Here is a 21,609-nt window from a genome sequence, read left to right on the forward strand (position 1 = left end):
GTGTCACCCCTGTAACGGTCGCTGTGCATGGCGGCCAAGGCTTTGTGCGGCCGGTCCTTTGCCGGCGCGAGGCAAACTACAGACGGCGCACGAATGCAAGCCGCCTACCTAAAGGCAGGCAGCCGTTTCGCATCCCATTCCGTCACATTTCCACAGCTTGGGCTCGCCGGGGCCCAGGGCCGGCTCACACCGCGCCGCGGCGTTCCTCGTCCTGCCACGACCAGCGTTCGATCTTTTCGAGCAGCGCCCGCGGGCTGATCGGCTTGGGCAGGTAGTCGTCCATGCCGGCTTCGAGGCAGCGCTCCTTGTCGCCCTTCAGCGCGTGCGCCGTCACGCCGATGATCGGCACGCGGACGCCTGTGCCCTGCTCCAGCCTGCGGATCTCGCCCGTTGCCTCGAGCCCGTTCATCTCCGGCATCGACACGTCCATCAGGATGAGGCGGGGCCGGCGCTCGCCATAGGCGGCGACGGCGCGGCGGCCGTTGCCGACGATCTCGAAGCTCAGGTTGGTCTCCGCCAGGATCTGGCTGAACACCAGCTGGTTCACCTCGTTGTCCTCGGCCACGAGGATGTCGAGCCCGTCCTCGCCGGCCGGCCGCTGGCCATGGCGCAGCCGCTTCACATTGGCCGCGGGAGCAGCCGCTTCCTTCGCCGGCAGCGTGGCCGCGGCGGCCTCGACCGGCGTGAACCTCGCCCCCCTGCGGCGCTGTATGGTCGCCACCAGCGCCTCGAGCAGCGCCGAGGACCGCGCCGGCTTGATCAATTGCGCGTCGATGGCGAGGTCGTTGTAACCCGGCCCGGACAGCGACTGGTCGACCGAGGTCAGCATGACGATCGGCGTCTCGGCGAGCCCCGGCATGCGCCGCACGATGCGCGCCATCTCGGCCCCGGTCATGCTCGGCATCTGGTAGTCGAGCACCACGCAATCGACCTTGATGCCCCGCTCATGCGCCGCATCGAGCACCCGCAGGCCCTCGTCGCCGCTGCGCGCCGCGCAGCTGTCGAAGCCCCACGACGCCATCTGCTCGGACAGGATGGTCCGGTTGACGGCGTTGTCGTCGACGATCAGCACCCGCGCCCCGCTGACGTCGATGAGCGCCGCCGGACGCGATTCGATCTCCGGCGCATCGGGCAGCACCAGCGAGAACCAGAAGGTGGAGCCCGCACCCTCGATGCTCTCCACGCCCATCTGCCCGCCCATCATCTCGACCAGCCGCGAGGTGATGGCGAGGCCCAGCCCCGTGCCCTCGTGCCGGCGCGTCGACGAGGAATCGACCTGGCTGAACTTCTCGAACACCAGCTTGAGCTTGCTTTCGGGGATGCCGATGCCGGTGTCGGCGACGGCGATGCGCAGCCTGGTCCGGTCGTCTTCGCTGCTGCCGGTCACGTCCACCAGCACATGGCCGGAATCGGTGAACTTCACCGCATTGCCGATGAGGTTGGTGATGATCTGCCTGATGCGCCCGACATCGCCGACATAGCAGTGCCGCAGGTCGGGCTGCATGCGCACGATCAGCTCGAGATCCTTCTCCTTGGCGCGCGTCGACATCAGCGTCGCCACGTCCTCGACCGCTTCCGACAGGTTGAAGGGCGTGGGGTCGAGCACCAGCTGCCCGGCATCGATCTTCGAGAAATCGAGGATGTCGTTGATGATGGTGAGCAGCGCATTGCCCGACTTGACGATGATGTCGGTGAAGGCGCGCTGCTTGGGGTCGAGGTCGGATTTCGCCAGCAGTTCGGCCATGCCGAGCACGCCGTTCATCGGCGTGCGGATCTCGTGGCTCATGTTGGCGAGGAATTCCGACTTGGCGCGGTCGGCGAGCACGGCCCTTCGCTGAGCCTCCTCCAGCTCCCGTTCGCGCTGCTTGAGCTCGGTGATGTTGGTGGTCGAGCCGATCAGGTAGAGCGAGCCGTCGGAGGCCATCATCGCGCTCTTGCGGGCGAACTGGTGGCGGGTCGAGCCGTCTGGCTGTGTCGCCGTCTCCTCGATCTCGAGGGTGGAGCCCGTCCGCATCACCTTGCGGTCGGCCTCCATGAAGGCCTCGCCCTCGGGGCCGAAGATTTCGGCGTCCGTCCTGCCGATCGCCTCTTCCTTGGAATGGCCGGTGAGCTCGCACCATCCCTGGTTGACATACATGAGTCTGAGATCGTCGCGCTTGGCGTAGATCGACACCGGCACGTTGTCGATCAGGCTGCGGAACACCTCGTTCTCGCGCATGCTGTCCTGCAGCGCGCGCTCGCGCTGCTTGAGCTCGGTGATGTCGACGCGGACGCCGATGAAGGTTCCGTCCGCCAGCCTCTGGTCGAAGATCTGGTACCAGCGGCCGTCCGGGTTGCGCCTTTCGCGCACCGTCTGGGTGGCGTGGTAGCGGCCCGCCATGCCCTCGACCCAGGCCTCCGGGTCGGCGTCGTAGAGGCCGTCCAGCGCCGCGTCGCCGGTGTCGCGGTAGTAGCCGTGGCGTTGCGCCAGAAGCAGGCTCTCGCGCAGCGAGCTGCCCTCCACCATGGCCGGGGCCAGCGCCGGCAGCGCCTGTTTCAGCTTCCGGTTGGCGAGCACGAAACGGTCGTGGCGGTCGTAGATGACGACGCCGGCCGGCAGCGATTCCAGCACCTCGGCCAGCCGCCGCCGCGCCTCCTCGGCTTCCGTCTCGCGCCGCTTCATCTCGCTGACGTCGTAGTAGGAAACCAGGCGCTTGCCGCCGGAAAGCGCTGTCACCGAATAGATCATCGTGTAGCCGTCGGCGCGGCGGAACTCGCGCGGCGCCACGTCGCCGGCGCGGATTTCGTCCTCGCGACGGGCGACATAGGCCTCCCATTCGCCGTCGGCGATGTCGTAGACGCCGTTATGGCGGTTGATGTCCATCAGCGCGCGGAACCGGCAGCCCAGGGCAACCTGTTCTTGGGTCACCTTCCAGATGCCGTAGAATGCCCGGTTGATGAACTGCACCTTGAGGTCGCCGTCGACCAGCACGACGCCCATCGTCATGGATTCGATGGTGCGCTCGAGGTCGGCGTGAGGCAGGTTCACCTCATGGCCGTCCGCTGCAACGGGCCGGCCGTTCGTTCCCGTCGGGCCGCCGGCCCGCTCGTCCGCCGGCACGTCGCCGTCCGGCCCAAGGTCTTTCCGCATCCCCGTCTGCCCTGCATGCAAGGGCGGGCGCGCTCCTCCGCACACCGCCGCGGCAACCATGCCGCAGAAGCACTAACGATCGATTAACCTTAATTTGGACCGCAAGCCGGCTTGCCGCCGTCAGTCGTCGTTGGCGGCGTTGAGTTCCTCGGGCCTCATTCCGCCATTGGGCTCCTTGAGGATCAGCGAGGCGGCCATGATCAGCCGGCGCGATTTCAGCAGCGGCGAGATCGAGGCCTGCACGTCTGGCATGCGCGGATTGCGCTCGTGGGCGGCGACCGCCGCCTCGTCGGCATAGAGCTCGTTGACCATCACCTTGTTGGCGATCGGCGTGCCGTCGCGCTCCACCGGCTTGATCACCTCGAAACGCAGGCAGCCCGGCTCCTCCTGCAGCGTCGCCCGCGCATGTTCCGAGATCAGGTCGATGAACTGTTCTTCGGCCCCGTCCAGCGTCTCGAACTCGACGATGATGGTCATTTCAGACAAGCGCGGTTCCCTTCTGCTCGAACCGGCGGTCGATCCGCCCGTTGGGTGCGCAGCCTCGCCCTGCGCCTCCGGATGAGGCTATGACAAGGCGGAAAGAATGAAAAGGCTGGAAGGTCTCGCAACGCACCGGCGGGCTGAAGGGTTGTGCACCCGCCGGGCGTTGCCGAAGACGCGCACTCGATACACTGCGCAAAGGGATGGTGCGGGAGCGATGGTGAACGATCGGTGAAGAGGCGCCGCCGAATTGGATTTTTCCCGCCTCCGGCGATGGAACCATGGCCCGGCTGCGGAGTTCACCTCAGGCGCAGCCGAGCGTGGTCTTTGTTCCTTTCAGCCGCGCTCGCCAGGGCCTGTCGCCTGCCCCGCGGCAGGCCCTGGACGCAGAAATGCTGGGTTTCCAACAATTGAATACAACCCAGGGTGACTCGACATCCGAGCGGTTGTGGAGCAATCTTCGCCTGGAAATAGAAAAGCGGCACCATGCAACCGTCGCGATTGGGAGGCAGGTCGATGCAATCGGCTATGGCCCGTGTTGTCCTCGAAACGGACGGCCTGACAATCCCGGCTCATCTCGACATATGCGTAACGGCTCTCGCGACGTCGCCCGATCGGAGGATCGGCGCGGCGGCGTAGGACGCCTGGTCTCCGAGACGACGCGCAATCGAGCGCGCGGTGCAGCCTTCTATTGATACGTGCAGGCGCATACCGAAAGGCAGATAACCAGGTAACCCCTTGGGAGAAGACTATGGAGCACGTACTTTTCACCCGGCCTAACTCCCCGATTTATCCCGCTGACCTCAACCTCATCCAGCGCGTGTTCGACCAGATCTGCATCGACCGCGGCGAGGACCCGAGTTCCGTGTGGGCAACCGAAATTGCCAGGACATTGATCTCCCTCTATCGGTCCGGTGTGCGCGACGAAGGCATGCTCCTGGCCAGCGTGCCGCGCTTCAGGGCGAAGACAGCGGCCTGACCCCTTCCCTTCCACCGATCAAGGCATGACAGCCGGAGGCGACCGTCTCCGGCTCTCATGCTTGCAAGCCCCATCGGCCCGCGGCCGGGTCCGTTTCCGGGCAGGCTGCCCGTTGCCGGCGCTGCGGAATCCCCGATAATTGTCGTGCACGTTGCGTCGCCGGGATGGACGATCCCCGCCGCAGGACCGACAATGCCGCACGTCAGTCCACGGGAATCACCGGCAAGGCCGGCAGGGGCGACAGATGGATCGGCTCGCAACGATGGTCGTCGCGATCGTTGCCGCTCTTGCCGCCGGAGCGCCGGCCGAGGGCGCCGAGCGCACCGCGGCCGTTCGCTGCTCGTCTCCCCAGGTCAGCACGGCGTGGCGGCACTTTACGGGCGCTGGCCGCGGATCGCCGCCGACTATGTCACCACGATGATGCGCTATCGGACGGCGGCGGAATACGAGGGCCTCGAGCCGCAGTCCTATCCCTTCATCCTCGTCGACCGGCCGCCCTATGGCGGCCCGTGGACATGGACCGCGGCCAACGGCTCGCACATCCGCCGCCTGCGCGACGGTTCGTTGCGGATCAGCCTCACCGACCGTCTCGGCAACTGGTTCGTCGAGATCTTCTGCACGGATGCCGGCTGGCCGGTCTTCTCCTGCAGCGACGGCGTCGACCGCATCGCCGCGGCACCCGATCCTGGCGTGCTGATGGTCGACGGCCTCGAGTTTTCGAGAAAACTCCCGGCGAACGCCCCCTGAACCGGCGGGCCTAACCGCGGCGAGGCGCCCCCGCCGCATCGCGCGGCGGGGCCGGTCTCAGGTCAATGGGTATAGAGATAGGCGGAGGTCAGCACCACGGCCACCAGCACCAGTATGACGATCCACCCCTTGAGGGCTTCCCTGTATCCGGCGGCAGCGGCCTTGGCCTGGGCGGTCTGATTGTTGCTCATGATATTCCCTTGTCGGCAAAAGGTCTGGAGACGGCCGCGCGGCCCGGTTCGATGCGCGGTAGCGCTCGAACGCCAGCCACGGCGCAGACGTCGATGAAAAGCCTGTCCTCTCCAACATTTGGCAGCCAGACGGGATCGTCCGGCGTCGCACAGAAGCGGCTAGGAAGAACAGCTGGAGCGGCGGGATTGCATTCGTCGGAATGCCCGCCGATCTAGACCTCGGCCGGAGGGGCGCGCGCCGAAAAGGCGTCGAAGCCGGCGTCGGGCGCCGCGCCGTCGCGCGGCGGCGCAACCGCCAGCCGCGCTAGCCGCAGCGCGTTGTCCCACGCCGCGGCGGCGTAGAGCGCCTTGCCGCCGTTTCCGGTCGCCTTGGGCTCCTGCTGCGGGCCGGAATTGCGAATGGCGCTGAGGCCGCGATCGGGATTGGCCAGGACCGGAAGCACATTGCCGTCCGAGAAGCCGGCCTGCTGGCCATAGGGAACGGCCGTGGGCAGCGGCGAAGGCGCGAGGCTCGGCAGCAGCACCAGCGCCCAGAAAAGCAGCGCCGTCAGCGCGCGCATCAACAAGGCCGCCCGCCAGTCGCGAGCGCCGGATGCGTCGGCGTGGGTGTCCTGCGGTCGGATCGTTGATGTCCCCGTTCCGCCGCCCTTGTCGCATCTGCAGCGGCCGTGTTCAACCGCCCGCGTTCGGATCGGCAGCGGATGCCCCGGAGGACGTCCATAGCTCGAAGGAACTAGACCGCCATCGCGATAGCGCCCGGCCGTCCTGTCTGGCACCATGCGGGCGTGATCCTGGGGATCGCAAGCCAGCGCTTTCGAAGGGCGCCGCAACTCCCGCAACAGGTGCTGGCCATGGCGGATCCGGTCGTGGGTGCAAACCCCGCGACCGGCCGTTCTGTTTTTGGGCGGCGCATTCGACGTCGGCCGCCTACCGCCCACCACAAACGCTGGGTTCGGGCAAAAATCCAAATGAATTCGGGAAGTTGGTACGCCCAAGGGGAATCGAACCCCTGTTTGCGCCGTGAGAGGGCGCCGTCCTGACCGCTAGACGATGGGCGCAGCCGAGAGCCGCGATATAGTCGGGCGTTTCCGAAAAAGCAACAGCCCCGCCGCGGTTATTTGCAGCCGCGCACAGTTCAGCGTTTCGGCTGGATCAGATCCCACAGGTTGCCGTAGAGATCGGCGAAGACGGCGACGGTGCCGTAGGCCTCGCGGCGCGGCGCTTCCCGGAACCTCACGCCCCTTTCGGTCATCAGCGCATGGTCGCGGGCAAAATCGTCGGTTTCGAGGAACAGGAAGACGCGGCCGCCGGTCTGGTTGCCGATGCTCGCCGCCTGCCTGTCGCCGTCCGCCTTGGCGAGCAGCAGCCGCGCGCCCTGCCCTCCGCCGGGCTCGACCGTCACCCAGCGCTTGCCATGGCCGAGATCGACGTCCTCGACGAGCCCGAAGCCGAGCTTTTCCGTGTACCAGGCGGTCGCCTCGTCATAGTCGGCGACGACCACCGCGACGGTGGCGACACGCCGGCCCGGGGCGGCAAAGGCGCTCACTGCGCCTTGACGGCGAACTGGCCGATGATCCGTCGTTCGGCCATGTCGTAGACGAAGATGGTGCGGCTGCCGTCGGCGAGTTCCGCGTCGAGCGAGAGGCGGCCGCCCGAGATCGCCTGCGACACGATCCTGGCGCCGGCGGGCAGGACGATGTCGCCGGTCAGCGGCCCGCCGGCCGGCGTCGGTATGTCGCCGCCGATCACCGGCGTCGCCGTCTGCGCCGTGCGCGATTTGTAGACAAGCGCGCCGGCGACGGCCATAACGGCCACCAGCAGCAGCCCGATATTGATGACGGCAAAGCGGACGAGCTTCCTGCGCACGCGCTCCACTGCGGGATCGAGCGGCTTTTCGTCTTCTTCGTCGTGATATGGGCCGGCCATGGGCAAAACATCCGGAATATTTGCAATGAGCGCATCAGATAGCGAAGAGGCAGGCACATTGATAGTGCTGACGGCCGACTCCGATGCCGCAGGCCAGCGCCTCGACCAGTGGCTGGCCGCGCGGCTCGCCCCCGACCTGTCGCGCAGCCGCGTCCAGGCGCTGATCAAGCAGGGCGCAGTGCGTGTCGCCGGCAGGCCGGTGGACGAAGCCAAGCGCAAGCTCGCGCCGGGCGACGAGATCGCCGTCGAGATGCCGGAGCCCGAGGCCGCCGAACCGCAAGGCGAGGACATCCCCCTCACCATCCTGTTCGAGGACGACGAACTGATCGTCATCGACAAGCCGGCCGGCCTCGTCGTCCATCCCGGCGCCGGCAACTGGAGCGGCACGCTGGTCAACGCGCTGATCCACCATTGCGGCGACAGCCTCTCCGGCATCGGCGGCGTCAGGCGGCCCGGCATCGTCCACCGCCTCGATAAGGAGACGTCAGGCGTCATGGTCGTCGCCAAGACCGATCGCGCCCACAAGTCCCTGTCCGAGGCCTTCGCCGACCACGGCCGCACCGGCGACCTCGAGCGCGCCTATTCGGCGCTCGTGTGGGGAATCCTGCCGCGCATGACCGGCACCATCGACGCCCCGCTCGGCCGCCACGCCGACCGCGTCCGCCGCGCCGTCGTGCCCGAGCACCGCGACGACGCCCGCCATGCCGTCACCCACTACGCCGTCGAGGAGCGCTTCGGCGGGGATCAGGCCGAGTTCACCACCGCCAGCCTGGTCGAATGCCGGCTGGAGACCGGCCGCACCCACCAGATCCGCGTGCACATGGCCCATATCGGCCACCCCGTCGTCGGCGACCCCGACTACGGCCAGGCCTTCCGCACCAAGTCGAACCGCCTGCCCGAGCCGCTGCGGTCCGCCGTCAAGGCCTTCCCGCGCCAGGCGCTGCATGCCCGCCTCCTTGCATTCCGCCACCCTGCCACCCACCTGTTGATGCGGTTCGAGGCCCCGCTGCCTCGCGACATGCGGGAGCTGGTCGAGGGCTTTCGGAATCTCTGAAGGCACGATCAGGAAAGTTGACTGGCATTGTTCACTTTGGCGTGACACACTGTTTCGCGTTGAACAAAAGCTGTCTTTTCCGGTTTTGTTCCTGTATAGAACCCTTGGCGCGATAGGCGTTCGGCAGTCGCGCCACCTGCTCGCCTGGATCAGGGAGCAATTCTCGCAGAGAGGGAGGGCGCTTTATGGCCCAGTCACTACCCAGTATCGTTTCCGGTGAAGGCGGCCTCAGCCGCTACCTGGAAGAAATCCGCCGCTTTCCGATGCTTCAGCCGCAGGAAGAGTACATGCTCGCCAAGCGGTACAATGAGCATGAAGACACCACTGCCGCGCACAAGCTCGTCACCAGCCACCTGCGCCTCGTGGCCAAGATCGCCATGGGCTACCGCGGCTATGGCCTGCCCATCGGCGAGGTGATCTCGGAAGGCAATGTCGGCCTCATGCAGGCCGTCAAGAAGTTCGAGCCGGAGCGCGGCTTCCGGCTGGCCACCTATGCCATGTGGTGGATCAAGGCCTCGATCCAGGAGTACATCCTGCGCTCGTGGAGCCTGGTCAAGATGGGCACCACCGCCAACCAGAAGCGCCTGTTCTTCAACCTGCGCAAGGTCAAGGGCAAGATCCAGGCGCTCGACGACGGCGACCTCAAGCCCGAGCAGATCGCCGAGATCGCCACCCGGCTCAACGTCTCCGAGGCAGAGGTGGTGTCGATGAACCGCCGCCTGTCGGGCGACGCCTCGCTGAATGCGCCGATCCGCGCCACCGAGGGCGAGTCCGGCGAGTGGCAGGACTGGCTCGTCGACGACCACGACAGCCAGGAAGAGATGCTGATCGAGCAGGACGAGCTCGAAAATCGCCGCGGCATGCTGGCGAGCGCCATGTCGGTGCTCAACGACCGCGAGAAGCGCATCTTCGAGGCTCGTCGCCTCGCCGAGGAACCGCTGACGCTCGAGGAACTGTCGGCCGAGTTCGACATCAGCCGCGAGCGCGTCCGCCAGATCGAGGTCCGCGCCTTCGAGAAGGTGCAGGACGCGGTCAAGGCGGCCGCCAAGAAGCAGGCCCAGGCGCTGCGCACCATCGACGCCTGACCACGGGCCTCCGTAGGAAACGAGAAACGCGCCGGCTTGCCGGCGCGTTTTGCATTTCGGCCTTACCGCCGGATGCCGGCAGCCAGAGCAATTCCAGGAAAAGTGCGCAGCGGTTTTCCGTCCGGAATTGCGTCAAAACAAAGAGATAGAACGTTTCCGCGACTCGAAGAAAAGCGGAAACGCTCTACGTCCGCGGCGTCAGTGCTGCGCTCAGGCCTTGCTCGTCAGCTTCACCGCCAGGTCTTCCATGCGCTGGGCCAGCACGCCGAGCGCCCCGATCAGCGCGGAATCGTTCTTGTCGGCCTTGATCAGGGCGTCGTCGCGCGTCTTGCGCAGCGTCAGCACCTCGGTCTCCATGCCCTTGACGCGCTTCTGCAGCTCGTTGAGCTCGTCCATCACCATGATGCCGGCCATCACCGTCAGCCGCTGGTCGCCGATCTCGCCGAACGAGTCCTTGAGATGCATGACATAGCGGTCGAACCGGCTGGCGAGATCGATCAGGTGATCTTCCTGCCCTTCGTCGCAGGCCATGCGGTATTGCTTGCCGTCGATGGTGACCGTGACTTGCGCCATCTCCACCCTACCTGTCCAGGACGGCGCGGATCGTCTCCATCGCCGTCACCAGTCGCCGCGAGACTTCCTTGTTGGCCTCTTCGAGCCGCTCGGCCCTGGCCTCGGAATTGTCGAGTTCCTGCGCCAGTCGCGCGCGGTCGGCATTCATGCGCTGGACCTCGGCCTCGGCTTCGCCGTAGTCCTGCTCTTGATCCAGGCGCGCGCCGACCGCACCTTCCAGCGCGTCGATTGCCCTTCCGAGCCGGCCAATGACTTCCTTGAGTGTCGTTTCCCCGGTCATGGTTCCCGTATGGACCCTCGCCCATCACCGAATCGCGCACGTTTCAGAACGCGTTATGACTGAAACATTAGGCACCGGTTGAACGGGGCGTCAACAAAGCTGTTTGGCCTTTCCCCCGCTAACGATCTTTGCCCGGCGCTCGGAAGGCGGCGACGGCGTGACCTGGCGCCGCAATAAGGAGGCGAAAACGCACCGATTTGTTGACTCAAGCCCTGTGCCTGCTATGTGTCGCCCACCTTTCCGGGGCCTCCGCCGCCCCATTTTTCTCGGGTTATGGGAGAGACGATGTCCTCGCGCGAAAAACACGACCGGATGGCCAACGCGATCCGCTTTCTTTCGATGGATGCGGTCGAGAAGGCCAATTCCGGCCACCCCGGCCTGCCGATGGGCGCCGCCGACATCGCGACCGTGCTCTACACCCGCTTCCTGAAGTACGATCCGGCCAACCCGCACTGGCACGACCGCGACCGCTTCGTGCTGTCGGCCGGCCACGGCTCGATGCTGCTCTACTCGCTGCTCTACCTGTCGGGCTACGAGGACATGACGCTCGACGAGCTCAAGCGCTTCCGCCAGCTCGGCTCGAAGACCGCCGGCCACCCCGAATACGGCCACGCCTCCGGCATCGAGACGACCACCGGCCCGCTCGGCCAGGGTCTCGCCAACGCCGTGGGCATGGCGCTCGCCGAGCGCATCCTCAACGCCCAGTTCGGCGACGCGCTGGTCGACCACTACACCTACGTGCTCGCCGGCGACGGCTGCCTGATGGAAGGCATCTCGCAGGAGGCGCTGTCCTTTGCCGGCCACCTCAAGCTCAACAAGCTGATCGTCTTCTGGGACAACAACAACATCTCCATCGACGGCCCGATCTCGCTGGCCGACTCGACCGACCAGCTCGCCCGCTTCGCCGCCTCCGGCTGGAACACGCTCGCCATCGACGGACATGACCCCGAGGCGATCGCCGGCGCCATCGAGGCAGCCAAGCGTTCCGACCGCCCGACGCTGATCTCGGCCAAGACCACCATCGGTTTCGGCGCGCCGTCCAAGGCCGGCACCAACAAGGTCCACGGTTCGCCGCTCGGCGCCGCCGAGATCGACGCCACCCGCAAGGCGCTCGGCTGGGAATACCCGGCATTCGAGGTGCCGTCCGACATCCTCGATGCCTGGCGCCTGGCGGGCCTCAACTCGGCCCGGAAGCGCAAGGAATGGGAAGGCCGCCTCGCCGAGGCCGGCACCGAAATCCGTGCCGAGTTCGAGCGCCGCATGCGCGGCGACCTGCCGGCCGGCTTCGACGCCGCGATCGCCGAGTACAAGAAGAAGCTCGCCGCCGAGAAGCCGAAGGTCGCCACCCGCAAGTCGTCGGAAATGGCGCTTGAGGTCATCAACGGCGTCGTGCCCGAGACCATCGGCGGCTCGGCCGACCTCACCGGCTCGAACAACACCAAGACCAGCCAGACCAAGCCGATCTCGGCCGGCGACTATGGCCAGCGCTTCGTCCACTACGGCATCCGCGAGCACGGCATGGCGGCCGCGATGAACGGCATGGCGCTGCATGGCGGCGTCATCCCCTACTCCGGCACCTTCCTGACCTTCTCCGACTATGCCCGCCCGGCGATGCGCCTCGCCTCGCTGATGGGCATCCGCGTCGGCTTCGTCATGACCCACGATTCGATCGGCCTCGGCGAGGACGGCCCGACCCACCAGCCCGTCGAGCACCTCGCCGCGCTGCGCGCCATCCCCAACCACATCGTCTTCCGCCCGGCGGATGCGACCGAAGCCGCCGAATGCTGGCAGCTGACGCTCGAAAACCGCGCCGCGCCCTCGACGCTGGCGCTCACCCGCCAGAATTTGCCGGCGGTGCGCACCGAGTTCGTCGAGGAGAACCTCTGCGGCTACGGCGCCTATGAGCTGGCCACCGCCGACGGCGAAGCCAAGGTCACCATCTTCGCCACCGGTTCGGAAGTCGAGATCGCGCTCGAGGCCCGCAAGCAGCTTCAGGCCGCCGGCCATCCGACCCGCGTGGTTTCGGTTCCCGCCTTCGAGCTGTTCGAGAAGCAGAGCGCCGAGTACCGCAAGGCGATGATCGGCAACGCCAAGGTCAAGGTCGCGATCGAAGCCGGCATCCGCATGGGCTGGGACAGCTTCATCGGCACCGACGGCATCTTCATCGGCATGCACGGCTTCGGCGCCAGCGCCCCGATCGAAGACCTCTACAAGCATTTCGGCATCACCGCCGAGGCCGCCGCCGAGGCGGCCAAGGCCCGGCTTCAGGCTTAAGACGTCCCCCAGGAGAACCAGACATGACCGTGAGAGTTGCCATCAATGGTTTCGGCCGCATCGGCCGCAACATCGTCCGCGCCATCTATGAGTCCGGCCGCAAGGACATCGACGTCGTCGCCATCAACGATCTCGGCCCGGTCGAGACCAACGCCCACCTGCTGCGCTACGACAGCGTGCACGGCCGCTTCCCGCACGACGTGAAGGTCGACGGCGACCAGATCATCATCGGCTCCGAGAAGTTCAGGGTCACCGCGATCAAGGACCCGGCGCAGCTGCCGTGGAAGGAACTCGGCGTCGACATCGCGCTCGAGTGCACCGGCATCTTCACCTCGAAGGACAAGGCCTCGGCGCACCTCGCCGCCGGCGCCAAGCGCGTGCTCGTCTCGGCCCCGGCCGACGGCGCCGACCTGACGGTGGTCTACGGCGTCAACCACGACAAGATCACCAAGGACCACGTCGTCGTCTCCAACGCCTCGTGCACCACCAACTGCCTGGCGCCGGTCGCCAAGGTCCTCAACGACGCCTTCGGCATCGAGAAGGGCTTCATGACCACGGTCCACGCCTACACCGGCGACCAGCCGACGCTGGACACCATGCACAAGGACCTCTACCGCGCCCGCGCCGCGGCGATGTCGATGATCCCGACCTCGACCGGTGCCGCCAAGGCCGTCGGCCTGGTGCTGCCGGAGCTCAAGGGCAAGCTCGACGGCGTCTCGATCCGCGTGCCGACCCCCAACGTCTCGGTCATTGACTTCAAGTTCGTGTCCAAGAAGACGGTCACCGTGGACGAGGTCAACGCAGCGCTCGTCGCCGCCGCCAATGGCTCGCTCAAGGGCATCCTCGCCTTCACCAACGAACCGCTGGTCTCCATCGACCTGAACCACAACCCGGCGTCGTCGACCTTCGCGCTCGACCAGACCAAGGTCATCGACGGCAACCTCGTCCGCGTCATGTCCTGGTACGACAACGAGTGGGGCTTCTCGAACCGCATGGCCGACACGGCCGTCGCCTTCGGCAAGACCATCGCCTGATTGCGACGCATGTTCGGACCGTTTCGGTCCCGTGACGACGCCCGGCCCCGGCCGGGCGTTTTCGTTTTTGCTGCACCGCAGAAAAATCTTTGGCCCAGCCGGCAAAAAAGCATTCTCGCTTGCGCATGGCCTTGTCTTCGCCGCACTCTCCATTGACCAGCAGAGAGCATGATCCCGAAGCGTAGGTCCGCGCAGCGAAAAGTGGGAACCGGTTTTCAAGGTCATGCTCCAGCAAGAATTTAGTTCCTCCTCGATTTCTTGGGAATGGAGGAGGACCTAGGGCTGCTTCGCGGACAGGTCGGCATGGAACAGGCGGTATATCTTGTCACTCTGGTAGGCACGACGCTGGTCGTCGCCGCCGCCTTTTCGAGCCTGATCGCCTTCCGCTTCGGCGCCCCGCTGCTGCTCTTGTTCCTCGGCATCGGCCTTGCCAGCGGCGTCGATGGCCTCGGCATCGTCTTCGACAATGCCCACATCGCCTATTTCGTCGGCTCGATCGCACTCGCCGTCATCCTGTTCGATTCCGGCTTCGGCACCTCGGTCGGCGTGCTGCGCCAGGCCGGCATGCCTGCGCTCACGCTCGCCACCGTCGGCGTCGCCATCACCACGCTCATCTTCGGCGTCGCCGCCTACTACCTCACCGGTTTCAGTTGGCTCGAATCCTTCCTGCTCGGCGCCGCGGTCGCCTCCACCGATGCGGCCGCCGTGTTCTTCCTGCTGCGCGCCGGCAACATCAACCTGCGCGAACGCGTCCGCTCGACGCTGGAAATAGAGTCCGGCACCAACGACCCGATCGCCATCTTCCTCACCATCACCCTGGTCGAGATCATCGCGCTCGGCGCCAAGCCCGACGCCGACCTTCTGCTCGTCGACCTCGTCATCGGCTTCTTCGTCCAGATGATCCTGGGCGCGGCCATCGGCCTGCTCGGCGGCTTCCTCATCGTCAAGCTGGTCGAACGGCTCAACCTCGACCGCGGGCTCTTGCCCATCTTCGTGCTGACGCTGTCGCTGCTGGTCTTCGCCGCCGCCGGCGCCATCGGCGGCTCGGGCTTCCTCGCCGTCTATCTCGCCGGGCTGGTGGCCGGCAACTCCGACATCCGCGCGGTGTCGACCCTCAAGCGCTTCCAGGACGGCATGTCCTGGCTCGCCCAGATCATCATGTTCCTGGTGCTCGGCCTGTTCGCCACGCCCTCGCAGTTTCCGGAGATCCTGCCGGCGGCGCTGGTGCTCGGCCTGTTCCTGATGTTCGTCGCCCGCCCGGTGGCCGTCTGGCTCTGCCTCATCCCGTTCAACATCCCGCGCCAGGAAACCGCCTTCATCTCCTGGGTCGGCCTGCGCGGCGCGGTCTCCATCCTGCTCGCCATCACGCCGCTGCTCGGTGGGCTCGAGCATGGCCGCACCATCTTCAACATCGCCTTCATCGTCGTGCTGGCGTCGCTGATGGTGCAGGGCTGGACGGTCGGCCCGCTCGCCCGCCGCCTCGGCCTGATCGTGCCGCAGCGCTACGGCCCGCTCGACAAGGTCGAGCTCGAACTGCCCGGCTCCGCCCACCATGAGCTGCTCGCCTACCGCGTCGTTTCCGGCAGCCCGGTCGCCAGGGGCCAGCGCATCCCGCGCTGGGCCAGGCCATCGCTTGTGGTGCGCGACGGCCGCTCGATGCGCTTCCAGGACATGGGCCGCCTCATGGCCGGCGACAACGTCTACATCTTCGTGCCCGACCGCTACCCGCGCCTGCTCGACCGGCTGTTTGCCAGCCGCGCCGAGGTCGATGCCGAGGACGAGGATTTCTTCGGCTCCTTCACCGTCGACCAGACCCATCTCGCCGGCGAGCTCGAGGCCGTCTACGGCGCCTCGATCAGGGAAGAGGAGCGCGGCCTCACCATCGCCGACCTCATCACCCAGCGGCTGCGCGGCCATGTCGAATATGCCGACCGAGTCTCGCTCGGCCTGATCGACCTGATCGTCCGCGACGTCGACGAGAAGGGCCGCATCGTCTCGGTCGGCCTGTCCGTCGAGCCCGCCCCGCCGCCGCCGCCGGTTCCCGTCTTCCTCAGCGCCGGCGAGATCCGCGATCGCGTCGCCGCCTTCTTCGCCCGCCGCAAGTCGCCGGCGGCAAAGGACATGGCCGCAACCACCTCCGAAGGCCTGTCCGAGGACGCCTGAGGTTCGTTGTTTCGGGCGTTGCGGCGGAACGCCGGAAGCGCGAGCGCATTCTATGTCCGTGGCGGAACCGTCGGGCGGACCGCGAACGCGCCGGGCGGGAATGGACTCCAACGAGGAAAGGACGAGGAAATGGCCATCGCCAAGAACACGATCTGCCTCTGGTATGACAAGGACGCCGAGGCTGCCGCCCGCTTCTATGCCGAGATCTTTCCCGACAGTGCGGTGCATGCCGTCCACCGCGCTCCCGGCGACTACCCCTCCGGCAAGGCGGGCGACGTGCTGACGGTCGAATTCACCGTCGCCGGCATCCCCTGCCTCGGCCTCAATGGCGGGCCGATTTTCAAGCACAACGAAGCCTTCTCGTTCCAGATCGCCACCGACGACCAGGAGGAGACCGACCGCTACTGGAACGCCATCGTCGGCAATGGCGGCGAGGAAAGCGAATGCGGCTGGTGCAAGGACAAATGGGGCATCTCCTGGCAGATCACGCCGCGCGTGCTGACCGAGGCGCTGGCCGTCGGCGGCGGCGAAGCCAAGCGCGCCTTCGAGGCGATGATGGACATGAAGAAGATCGACGTCGCCGCGATCGAGGCGGCGCGGCGCGGCTGACGGCCCCGGCTTGACTCGCCGCCGCCCCTTGCGAAAAGCCGAGGCGCTGTTGCACAACAGGGCATGTCCAGGACCACGCCCGCCACCCTCATGCTCGCCAAGGCCGGCGTTCCGTTCGCGCTCGCGACCTATGACTACGACGCCGGCGCCGAGCGGGTCGGGCTGCAGGCGGCCGAGGCGATGGGCGTGTCGCCGGCAATCGTGCTCAAGACGCTGATGGTCGAGGTCGACGGCAAGCCGGCCTGCGTGGTGGTGCCCTCCGACCAGGAGGTCAACATGAAGAAGGTCGCGGCCGCCTTCGGCGCCAAGTCGGCGCAGATGATGAAGCCGGTCGATGCCGAGCGGCTGACCGGCTACAAGGTCGGCGGCATCTCGCCCTTCGGCCAGCGCAGGCAAGTCCAGACTGCGGTCGAGGAGATGGCGACGCTGGAGGACGAGATCTTCCTCAACGGCGGCCAGCGCGGCCTGCAGATCCGCATGCGCCCCGACGACCTGATCGCAGCGCTCGGCGCCAAGGCGGCCGACCTCATCCGCTAATCCTCGCTCACGCGCAGCTCACTTGCGCGCGTCGACGAAATGCTGCTTCAGCCGCGCGACGTCGCCGGCGGGCCAGTCCACGCCGGTCACCTCGAGCCAGGCGTCGATATAGTGTTCGGCGGCATAGACGTGGCCGTGGCCGACGGGCGACGTCGTCGCCATGGCGACGTCGAGCAGGAGCTGCAGGAAGGTGACGACCGGATACCAGCGCAGGTCGGGCGACACGTCGGGGCCGCGCGGCGCCGTCATCCAGTCCGGCTCGCTGTAGAAGGCGTGCGGGTCGAAGAAGGTGATCGGGTCGCTGGCATATTGCAGGTAGACGACGCGCAGCGGCCCCCAGGCCGCACCCGGCATGGCGAGCGCGTTCTTCTGCGCGGTGAAGCGGACGTAGGAGCCGTCGCGGAACGCGGGCAGCCAGGCCGGCGTGCCGGGATTGCGGTCGGCGGTGATCGCGTTCCAGATCCGGCTGGGGAAAGGCGGCCCCGCCCACAGCGCGCCCTGATAGGGGTCGCCCAGCACCTCGAACAACTCGTTGGAAAGCTCGGAGGACAGCGCGCCGAGGCTGAGGCCGTAGAGATAGAGCTTCGGGCGCTTGTCCTTGGGCAGGGTGCGCCAGTAGCCGTAGACCTCGGAGAACAGGGCGCGCGCCTGCTCGGCGCCGTAGCCCGGCTCGACCAGCAGCGACAGCCAGCTCGCCAGGTAGGAATATTGCGCGGCGACGCTCGCCATGTCGCCGTCATGCAGGAACTCGACCGGATCGATGCCCTGCTCGTCGACCCAGCCCGTGCCCGTCGGCGTGATGATCACCAGCGCTGCGCGTTCGAAGCCGCCCGCCCGCTTCAGCTCCTCGAAGGCGAGGCGCGCGCGCTGCTGCGGCGTCTCCGCCGACTGCAGCCCGACATAGACGCGGATCGGCTCCTTCGCCGGCCGGCCGGTGACGGCCTGGATCTGCGCGGCCGTCGGCCCGCTGGCGATGTAGGAGCGGCCCATGCGGCCGAGGTCCTGCCAGTGCACCAGCGAGCCGGCGCTGCCCGTCTTGCCCGGGTCGGCGGGCTGCTGGGTCTCGGGCGGCATCAGCGCATCGAGCCGCTGGAACGAGCTGTCGGCGGCGCGCAGCGCGTAGCGGAAGATCACCCCGTCGGCCACCGACCAGAACAGCAGCAGCGAGATGGCCGTGCCGATCACGTAGGAGACGCGCGTCGGCACGTAGCGGCGCAGCCGCTCGGAGATGAACACCAGCGTCAGCTTGAACAGCCGGGCAAGCGCCACGATCACCACGAAGGCAATCAGCGCGATGCCGCCGACTTCGAGCGGGTGGGCGGTGTCGAGAGGGTCGAGCCCCATGACGAGGCGGATCGAGTTCTGCCACTCGGCGGCGCGCCAGAGGAAGATCAGCCCGACGATACCGCAGGCGAAGGCGGCGGCCAGCTTGCCGAGGCTCAGCGTACGCGCCTTGAGTTCGGGCAGCTCGAGATAGCGCCACAGCCAGCGCAGGAAGAAGCCGATGCCGTAGCCCGCGGCAGCCGAACAGCCCGAAAGCACGCCCTGGGTGAGATAGTTGCGCGGGATCAGCGTCGGCGTCAGCGAGAAGGCGAAGAACAGGGTGCCGATGAGCAGGCCCGTCGTCGAGAACGAGTTCCAGTATCTGATCGCCCAGTTCCGCACCGCATCTGCCCCCGGTTTCCAGTCCGGGGCAACTTGCCTCGGGCTTGGCGCGCAGGCAATGCCACAGCGTCCAAATGTGGGAAGGAAGGACCTGCACGCCTGCCGCCATTAGGTGATTTCGCGGTTCCCCGGGTTGAGAACCGGCAGACTTCAGCGCCTGGCGCCCTCGTGGTTCGACAGGCTCACCATGAGGGCTACTGAAGACCGTCCTGACGCCACCGCCAACACCCTCATGGTGAGGTAGTCGCACCATCGGACTTTTGGGGGCGCGCCCGTCGCGTACTGGCTGGGCAGAGGAGATCGAGGCGCGTGTCTGGGAACACAACGAAGGCATCCACGACGGCTATACGGCCAGGCGTCGTCCGGTCCAGCTGGTGTTCACCGAGACATACGACCTACTCGTCGAGGCAATCGAGCGCGAGCGGCAGATCAAGGGCTGGACCCGCGCCAAGAAGGAAGCGCTGATCGCACTTGCCTACGAGCGCTTGCCGGAGCTCGCGCGAAATCATCAGGAGATTCAGTACGTGCCGTGGTGGAAGCGCCCGGTGGACGACGATGGCGCCGATGGTCCGACAGGCCCACCATGAGATTTTGGCGGTGGCGCCAGGTTCTGCGACGTCTCAGGTCTCTGGAGTGCCCCAGACGCAGGCCGGCGACGCAGTTGAGAAACCGCCCAACTGCGGGAGGCACGGTCAGGGGCAATCGCCCTCGGTAATCCTCATAGTGAGCCTGTCGAACCACGCGGGCACTGGGAGCGACGGCTCAGTAGCCCTCATGGTGAGCCTGTCGAACCACGAGGGCGCTAGACCCCGATCCCCCTCGCCTTGAGCGCCTCGGTGATCTCGTCGAGGATGGCCGGGTCGTCGATGGTCGCCGGCATCTTCCACGCCTCGCGGTCGGCGATCTTCTGCATCGTACCGCGCAGGATCTTGCCCGACCGCGTCTTGGGCAGGCGCTTGATGGTGACCACCATCTTGAAGGCGGCGACCGGGCCGATGCGGTCGCGCACCAGGCCGACGACCTCCTTCTCGATCAGCGTGGTGTCGCGGGCGACGCCCGAGTTCAGCACGATGAAGCCGCAGGGCACCTGCCCCTTCATGGCGTCGGCGATGCCGATGACGGCGCATTCGGCGACGTCGGGGTGCTCGGCCACCACCTCCTCCATGCCGCCGGTCGACAGGCGGTGGCCGGCGACGTTGATGATGTCGTCGGTGCGGGCCATGATGAACAGATAGCCGTCGTCGTCGACGTAGCCGGCATCCGCCGTCTTGTAGTAGCCGGGAAACTCCGCGAGATAGGCATTGAAGAAGCGCTCGTCGGCGTTCCACAGGGTCGGCAGGCAGCCGGGCGGCAGCGGCAGCTTCACCACCACGTTGCCGAGCGTGCCGCGCTCGAGCTCATGGCCGGCATCGTCGAGCACGCGCACGTCGTAGCCCGGCATCGGCACGCAGGGCGAACCGTATTTGACCGGCAGCAGGCCGAGCCCGGCCGGGTTCTGCGAGATGGGGTGGCCCGTCTCGGTCTGCCACCAGTGGTCGATGACCGGCACCTTGAGCTTCTGCTCGGCCCATTTGATCGTCTCGGGGTCGGCGCGCTCGCCGGCGAGGAACAGCGTGCGGAACCTCGCGAGATCGTATTGCGGGACGAAGAGACCCTGCGGGTCCTCCTTCTTGATGGCGCGGAACGCGGTGGGGGCCGTGAACAGGGCGACGACGCCATGTTCCGAAATGACACGCCAGAATGTCCCGGCATCGGGCGTGCCGACCGGCTTGCCCTCGAAGAGGACCGTGGTGCAGCCGTGCAGCAGCGGCGCGTAGACGATGTAGGAATGGCCGACGACCCAGCCGACGTCGGAGGCGGCCCAGAAGACTTCGCCCGGCTTGACGCCGAACTCGTTATGCATCGACCATTTGATCGCGACCATGTGGCCGCCATTGTCGCGCACCACGCCCTTGGGCTGGCCGGTGGTGCCCGAGGTGTAGAGCACGTAGAGCGGGTCGGTGGCGGCCACCGGCACGCACGCGACGGTGCGGCCGGCGGCATGTGCCGCCCCCACGGCCTCGGCATAGTCGACGTCGCGGCCGGCGATGAGGTCGCATGCCAGTTGCGGCCGCTGCAGGATCAGGCAGCCGTCGGGCTTGTGGCCGGAGAGCTCGATCGCAGCATCCAGCAGCGGCTTGTAGGCCACGACGCGGCCCGGCTCGATGCCGCAGGAGGCGGAGATGATGTATTTCGGCGTGGCGTCGTCGATGCGGGTGGCCAGTTCCTTGGCGGCGAAGCCGCCGAACACGACGGAATGGACCGCGCCGAGCCGCGCGCAGGCGAGCATGGCGAAGGCGGCTTCCGCAACCATCGGCATGTAGATGATGACGCGGTCGCCTTTTTCGACGCCCTGGTCGCGCAGCACGGCTGCCAGCGCGTTCACCTTGGCGAGCAGCTCCGCGTAGGTGAACTTTTTCTGCGTGCCGGTGATCGGGCTGTCGTGGATCAGCGCCACCTGGTCGGCGCGGCCGGCAGCGACGTGGCGGTCGAGCGCGTTGTGGCAGGTGTTGCATTCGGCGCCGGCAAACCAGCGGCCGTAGACGCCGCCATCGGCGTCGAATACCTTGTCCCAGGGCTTGAACCAGTCGATATCGCGCGCCGCCTCGGCCCAGAAGCCCTCCGGGTCCCGAACCCAACCGTCATAGACCTCGTGATAGCGAGATGACATGGCGTCTCCTTCCCACTCCCTGCGGGCTTTTTTGTTGGCTGAATTTCTACCGTCTTCGCTCTCGGGACGTCCATTTGACCTTGGTTGAACGGCAGGGCCGCAGGGCCCGTTTCGGCGCGGATTCCGACGCGCTTCCGTGCACGGCCGCTGTTCCAAAACCGTAGCGCACAAT

At 66.9% G+C, this 21,609-nt stretch carries 19 protein-coding genes, 1 tRNA gene and 1 pseudogene; 10 read left to right on the forward strand and 11 right to left on the reverse strand.

The window, feature by feature from the left end:
• Positions 1 to 184: 184 nt before the first annotated feature.
• Together J2X50_RS10745 and J2X50_RS10750 are read right to left on the reverse strand one after the other, a co-directional pair.
• Positions 185 to 3,130 (reverse strand): response regulator, encoded by a 2,946-nt coding sequence (locus J2X50_RS10745; RefSeq protein WP_429094661.1) that lies wholly within the window; start codon positions 3,128 to 3,130, stop codon positions 185 to 187.
• Between the two features lie 120 nt (positions 3,131 to 3,250).
• Entirely contained in the window at positions 3,251 to 3,607 is a 357-nt protein-coding gene (locus tag J2X50_RS10750; protein ID WP_429094780.1) for a putative quinol monooxygenase, read from the reverse strand.
• Between the two features lie 754 nt (positions 3,608 to 4,361).
• On the opposite strand from J2X50_RS10750, the gene J2X50_RS10755 reads away from it, so the two are divergent.
• Entirely contained in the window at positions 4,362 to 4,589 is a 228-nt protein-coding gene (locus J2X50_RS10755) for a hypothetical protein (RefSeq protein WP_340037817.1), read from the forward strand.
• A gap of 363 nt (positions 4,590 to 4,952) precedes the next feature.
• Positions 4,953 to 5,336, forward strand: a complete 384-nt coding sequence (locus J2X50_RS10760; protein ID WP_429094663.1) for a hypothetical protein — start codon at positions 4,953 to 4,955, stop codon at positions 5,334 to 5,336.
• Between the two features lie 62 nt (positions 5,337 to 5,398).
• Here J2X50_RS10760 and J2X50_RS10765 read toward each other — a convergent pair whose 3' ends face one another.
• The 5 genes from J2X50_RS10765 to J2X50_RS10785 form a co-directional block, all read right to left on the reverse strand.
• Positions 5,399 to 5,527: a hypothetical protein gene (locus tag J2X50_RS10765; protein ID WP_429094665.1), complete on the reverse strand. Its 129-nt coding sequence runs from the start codon at positions 5,525 to 5,527 to the stop codon at positions 5,399 to 5,401.
• A gap of 212 nt (positions 5,528 to 5,739) precedes the next feature.
• Positions 5,740 to 6,087 (reverse strand): hypothetical protein, encoded by a 348-nt coding sequence (locus tag J2X50_RS10770; protein ID WP_429094667.1) that lies wholly within the window; start codon positions 6,085 to 6,087, stop codon positions 5,740 to 5,742.
• Positions 6,088 to 6,510: 423 nt separating this feature from the next.
• Positions 6,511 to 6,585, reverse strand: a tRNA-Glu gene (locus tag J2X50_RS10775).
• 77 nt (positions 6,586 to 6,662) lie between these two features.
• Complete coding sequence (locus J2X50_RS10780; protein ID WP_429094669.1) at positions 6,663 to 7,073, reverse strand: VOC family protein; 411 nt, start codon at positions 7,071 to 7,073, stop codon at positions 6,663 to 6,665.
• Complete coding sequence (locus J2X50_RS10785; protein ID WP_347967896.1) at positions 7,070 to 7,453, reverse strand: fimbrial protein; 384 nt, start codon at positions 7,451 to 7,453, stop codon at positions 7,070 to 7,072. The genes J2X50_RS10780 and J2X50_RS10785 overlap by 4 nt, the downstream gene beginning before the upstream one ends.
• A 25-nt stretch (positions 7,454 to 7,478) precedes the next feature.
• Between J2X50_RS10785 and J2X50_RS10790 the strand changes: the two genes are divergently transcribed.
• Together J2X50_RS10790 and rpoH are read left to right on the forward strand one after the other, a co-directional pair.
• A complete protein-coding gene (locus tag J2X50_RS10790; RefSeq protein ID WP_429094671.1) occupies positions 7,479 to 8,507 on the forward strand; it encodes an RluA family pseudouridine synthase in 1,029 nt (342 codons plus the stop codon).
• Between the two features lie 185 nt (positions 8,508 to 8,692).
• Complete coding sequence (rpoH, locus tag J2X50_RS10795) at positions 8,693 to 9,592, forward strand: RNA polymerase sigma factor RpoH (protein ID WP_429094673.1); 900 nt, start codon at positions 8,693 to 8,695, stop codon at positions 9,590 to 9,592.
• A 210-nt stretch (positions 9,593 to 9,802) separates the two neighbouring features.
• Here the strand turns inward: rpoH and J2X50_RS10800 are convergent, their stop codons facing one another.
• Together J2X50_RS10800 and J2X50_RS10805 are read right to left on the reverse strand one after the other, a co-directional pair.
• Positions 9,803 to 10,165, reverse strand: coding sequence for a cell division protein ZapA (locus J2X50_RS10800; RefSeq protein WP_429094674.1), 363 nt, complete (start codon positions 10,163 to 10,165; stop codon positions 9,803 to 9,805).
• Positions 10,166 to 10,172: 7 nt separating this feature from the next.
• Entirely contained in the window at positions 10,173 to 10,445 is a 273-nt protein-coding gene (locus tag J2X50_RS10805; RefSeq protein ID WP_429094676.1) for a DUF4164 domain-containing protein, read from the reverse strand.
• Positions 10,446 to 10,730: 285 nt separating this feature from the next.
• On the opposite strand from J2X50_RS10805, the gene tkt reads away from it, so the two are divergent.
• From tkt to ybaK, 5 genes are all read left to right on the forward strand, one after another.
• Positions 10,731 to 12,719, forward strand: a complete 1,989-nt coding sequence (tkt, locus tag J2X50_RS10810; RefSeq protein WP_429094678.1) for a transketolase — start codon at positions 10,731 to 10,733, stop codon at positions 12,717 to 12,719.
• Positions 12,720 to 12,742: 23 nt separating this feature from the next.
• Entirely contained in the window at positions 12,743 to 13,753 is a 1,011-nt protein-coding gene (gene gap, locus J2X50_RS10815; protein WP_429094680.1) for a type I glyceraldehyde-3-phosphate dehydrogenase, read from the forward strand.
• Positions 13,754 to 14,056: 303 nt separating this feature from the next.
• Complete coding sequence (locus tag J2X50_RS10820) at positions 14,057 to 15,916, forward strand: potassium/proton antiporter (RefSeq protein WP_429094682.1); 1,860 nt, start codon at positions 14,057 to 14,059, stop codon at positions 15,914 to 15,916.
• A 135-nt stretch (positions 15,917 to 16,051) separates the two neighbouring features.
• The gene (locus tag J2X50_RS10825; RefSeq protein WP_429094782.1) at positions 16,052 to 16,525 is read left to right on the forward strand and encodes a VOC family protein; all 474 of its coding nucleotides are present in this window, start codon (positions 16,052 to 16,054) and stop codon (positions 16,523 to 16,525) included.
• A gap of 63 nt (positions 16,526 to 16,588) precedes the next feature.
• On the forward strand, positions 16,589 to 17,062 hold the full coding sequence (gene ybaK, locus J2X50_RS10830) for a Cys-tRNA(Pro) deacylase (protein ID WP_429094684.1): 474 nt from the start codon (positions 16,589 to 16,591) through the stop codon (positions 17,060 to 17,062).
• 18 nt (positions 17,063 to 17,080) lie between these two features.
• Here the strand turns inward: ybaK and J2X50_RS10835 are convergent, their stop codons facing one another.
• The gene (locus J2X50_RS10835) at positions 17,081 to 18,727 is read right to left on the reverse strand and encodes an alpha/beta hydrolase (protein ID WP_429094686.1); all 1,647 of its coding nucleotides are present in this window, start codon (positions 18,725 to 18,727) and stop codon (positions 17,081 to 17,083) included.
• 293 nt (positions 18,728 to 19,020) lie between these two features.
• Between J2X50_RS10835 and J2X50_RS10840 the strand changes: the two are divergent.
• A pseudogene (locus J2X50_RS10840) lies at positions 19,021 to 19,230 on the forward strand (GIY-YIG nuclease family protein); the annotation flags it as partial.
• 299 nt (positions 19,231 to 19,529) lie between these two features.
• Here the strand turns inward: J2X50_RS10840 and J2X50_RS10845 are convergent.
• Positions 19,530 to 21,437, reverse strand: coding sequence for a propionyl-CoA synthetase (locus J2X50_RS10845; RefSeq protein ID WP_429094687.1), 1,908 nt, complete (start codon positions 21,435 to 21,437; stop codon positions 19,530 to 19,532).
• Positions 21,438 to 21,609: the final 172 nt, after the last annotated feature.

The organism is Aminobacter sp. BE322 (genome assembly GCF_050433525.1).
Taxonomy (GTDB): domain Bacteria; phylum Pseudomonadota; class Alphaproteobacteria; order Rhizobiales; family Rhizobiaceae; genus Aminobacter.

Coding starts and splice junctions, on each gene's coding strand:
- J2X50_RS10805 (WP_429094676.1), bottom strand. CDS start 10,445: ATGACCGGGGAAACGACACTCAAGGAAGTCATTGGCCGGCTCGGAAGG.
- J2X50_RS10755 (WP_340037817.1), top strand. CDS start 4,362: ATGGAGCACGTACTTTTCACCCGGCCTAACTCCCCGATTTATCCCGCT.
- J2X50_RS10745 (WP_429094661.1), bottom strand. CDS start 3,130: ATGCGGAAAGACCTTGGGCCGGACGGCGACGTGCCGGCGGACGAGCGG.
- J2X50_RS10820 (WP_429094682.1), top strand. CDS start 14,057: ATGGAACAGGCGGTATATCTTGTCACTCTGGTAGGCACGACGCTGGTC.
- gap (WP_429094680.1), top strand. CDS start 12,743: ATGACCGTGAGAGTTGCCATCAATGGTTTCGGCCGCATCGGCCGCAAC.
- J2X50_RS10800 (WP_429094674.1), bottom strand. CDS start 10,165: ATGGCGCAAGTCACGGTCACCATCGACGGCAAGCAATACCGCATGGCC.
- J2X50_RS10785 (WP_347967896.1), bottom strand. CDS start 7,453: ATGGCCGGCCCATATCACGACGAAGAAGACGAAAAGCCGCTCGATCCC.
- J2X50_RS10790 (WP_429094671.1), top strand. CDS start 7,479: ATGAGCGCATCAGATAGCGAAGAGGCAGGCACATTGATAGTGCTGACG.
- J2X50_RS10845 (WP_429094687.1), bottom strand. CDS start 21,437: ATGTCATCTCGCTATCACGAGGTCTATGACGGTTGGGTTCGGGACCCG.
- tkt (WP_429094678.1), top strand. CDS start 10,731: ATGTCCTCGCGCGAAAAACACGACCGGATGGCCAACGCGATCCGCTTT.
- ybaK (WP_429094684.1), top strand. CDS start 16,589: ATGTCCAGGACCACGCCCGCCACCCTCATGCTCGCCAAGGCCGGCGTT.
- J2X50_RS10750 (WP_429094780.1), bottom strand. CDS start 3,607: ATGACCATCATCGTCGAGTTCGAGACGCTGGACGGGGCCGAAGAACAG.
- J2X50_RS10765 (WP_429094665.1), bottom strand. CDS start 5,527: ATGAGCAACAATCAGACCGCCCAGGCCAAGGCCGCTGCCGCCGGATAC.
- rpoH (WP_429094673.1), top strand. CDS start 8,693: ATGGCCCAGTCACTACCCAGTATCGTTTCCGGTGAAGGCGGCCTCAGC.
- J2X50_RS10770 (WP_429094667.1), bottom strand. CDS start 6,087: ATGCGCGCGCTGACGGCGCTGCTTTTCTGGGCGCTGGTGCTGCTGCCG.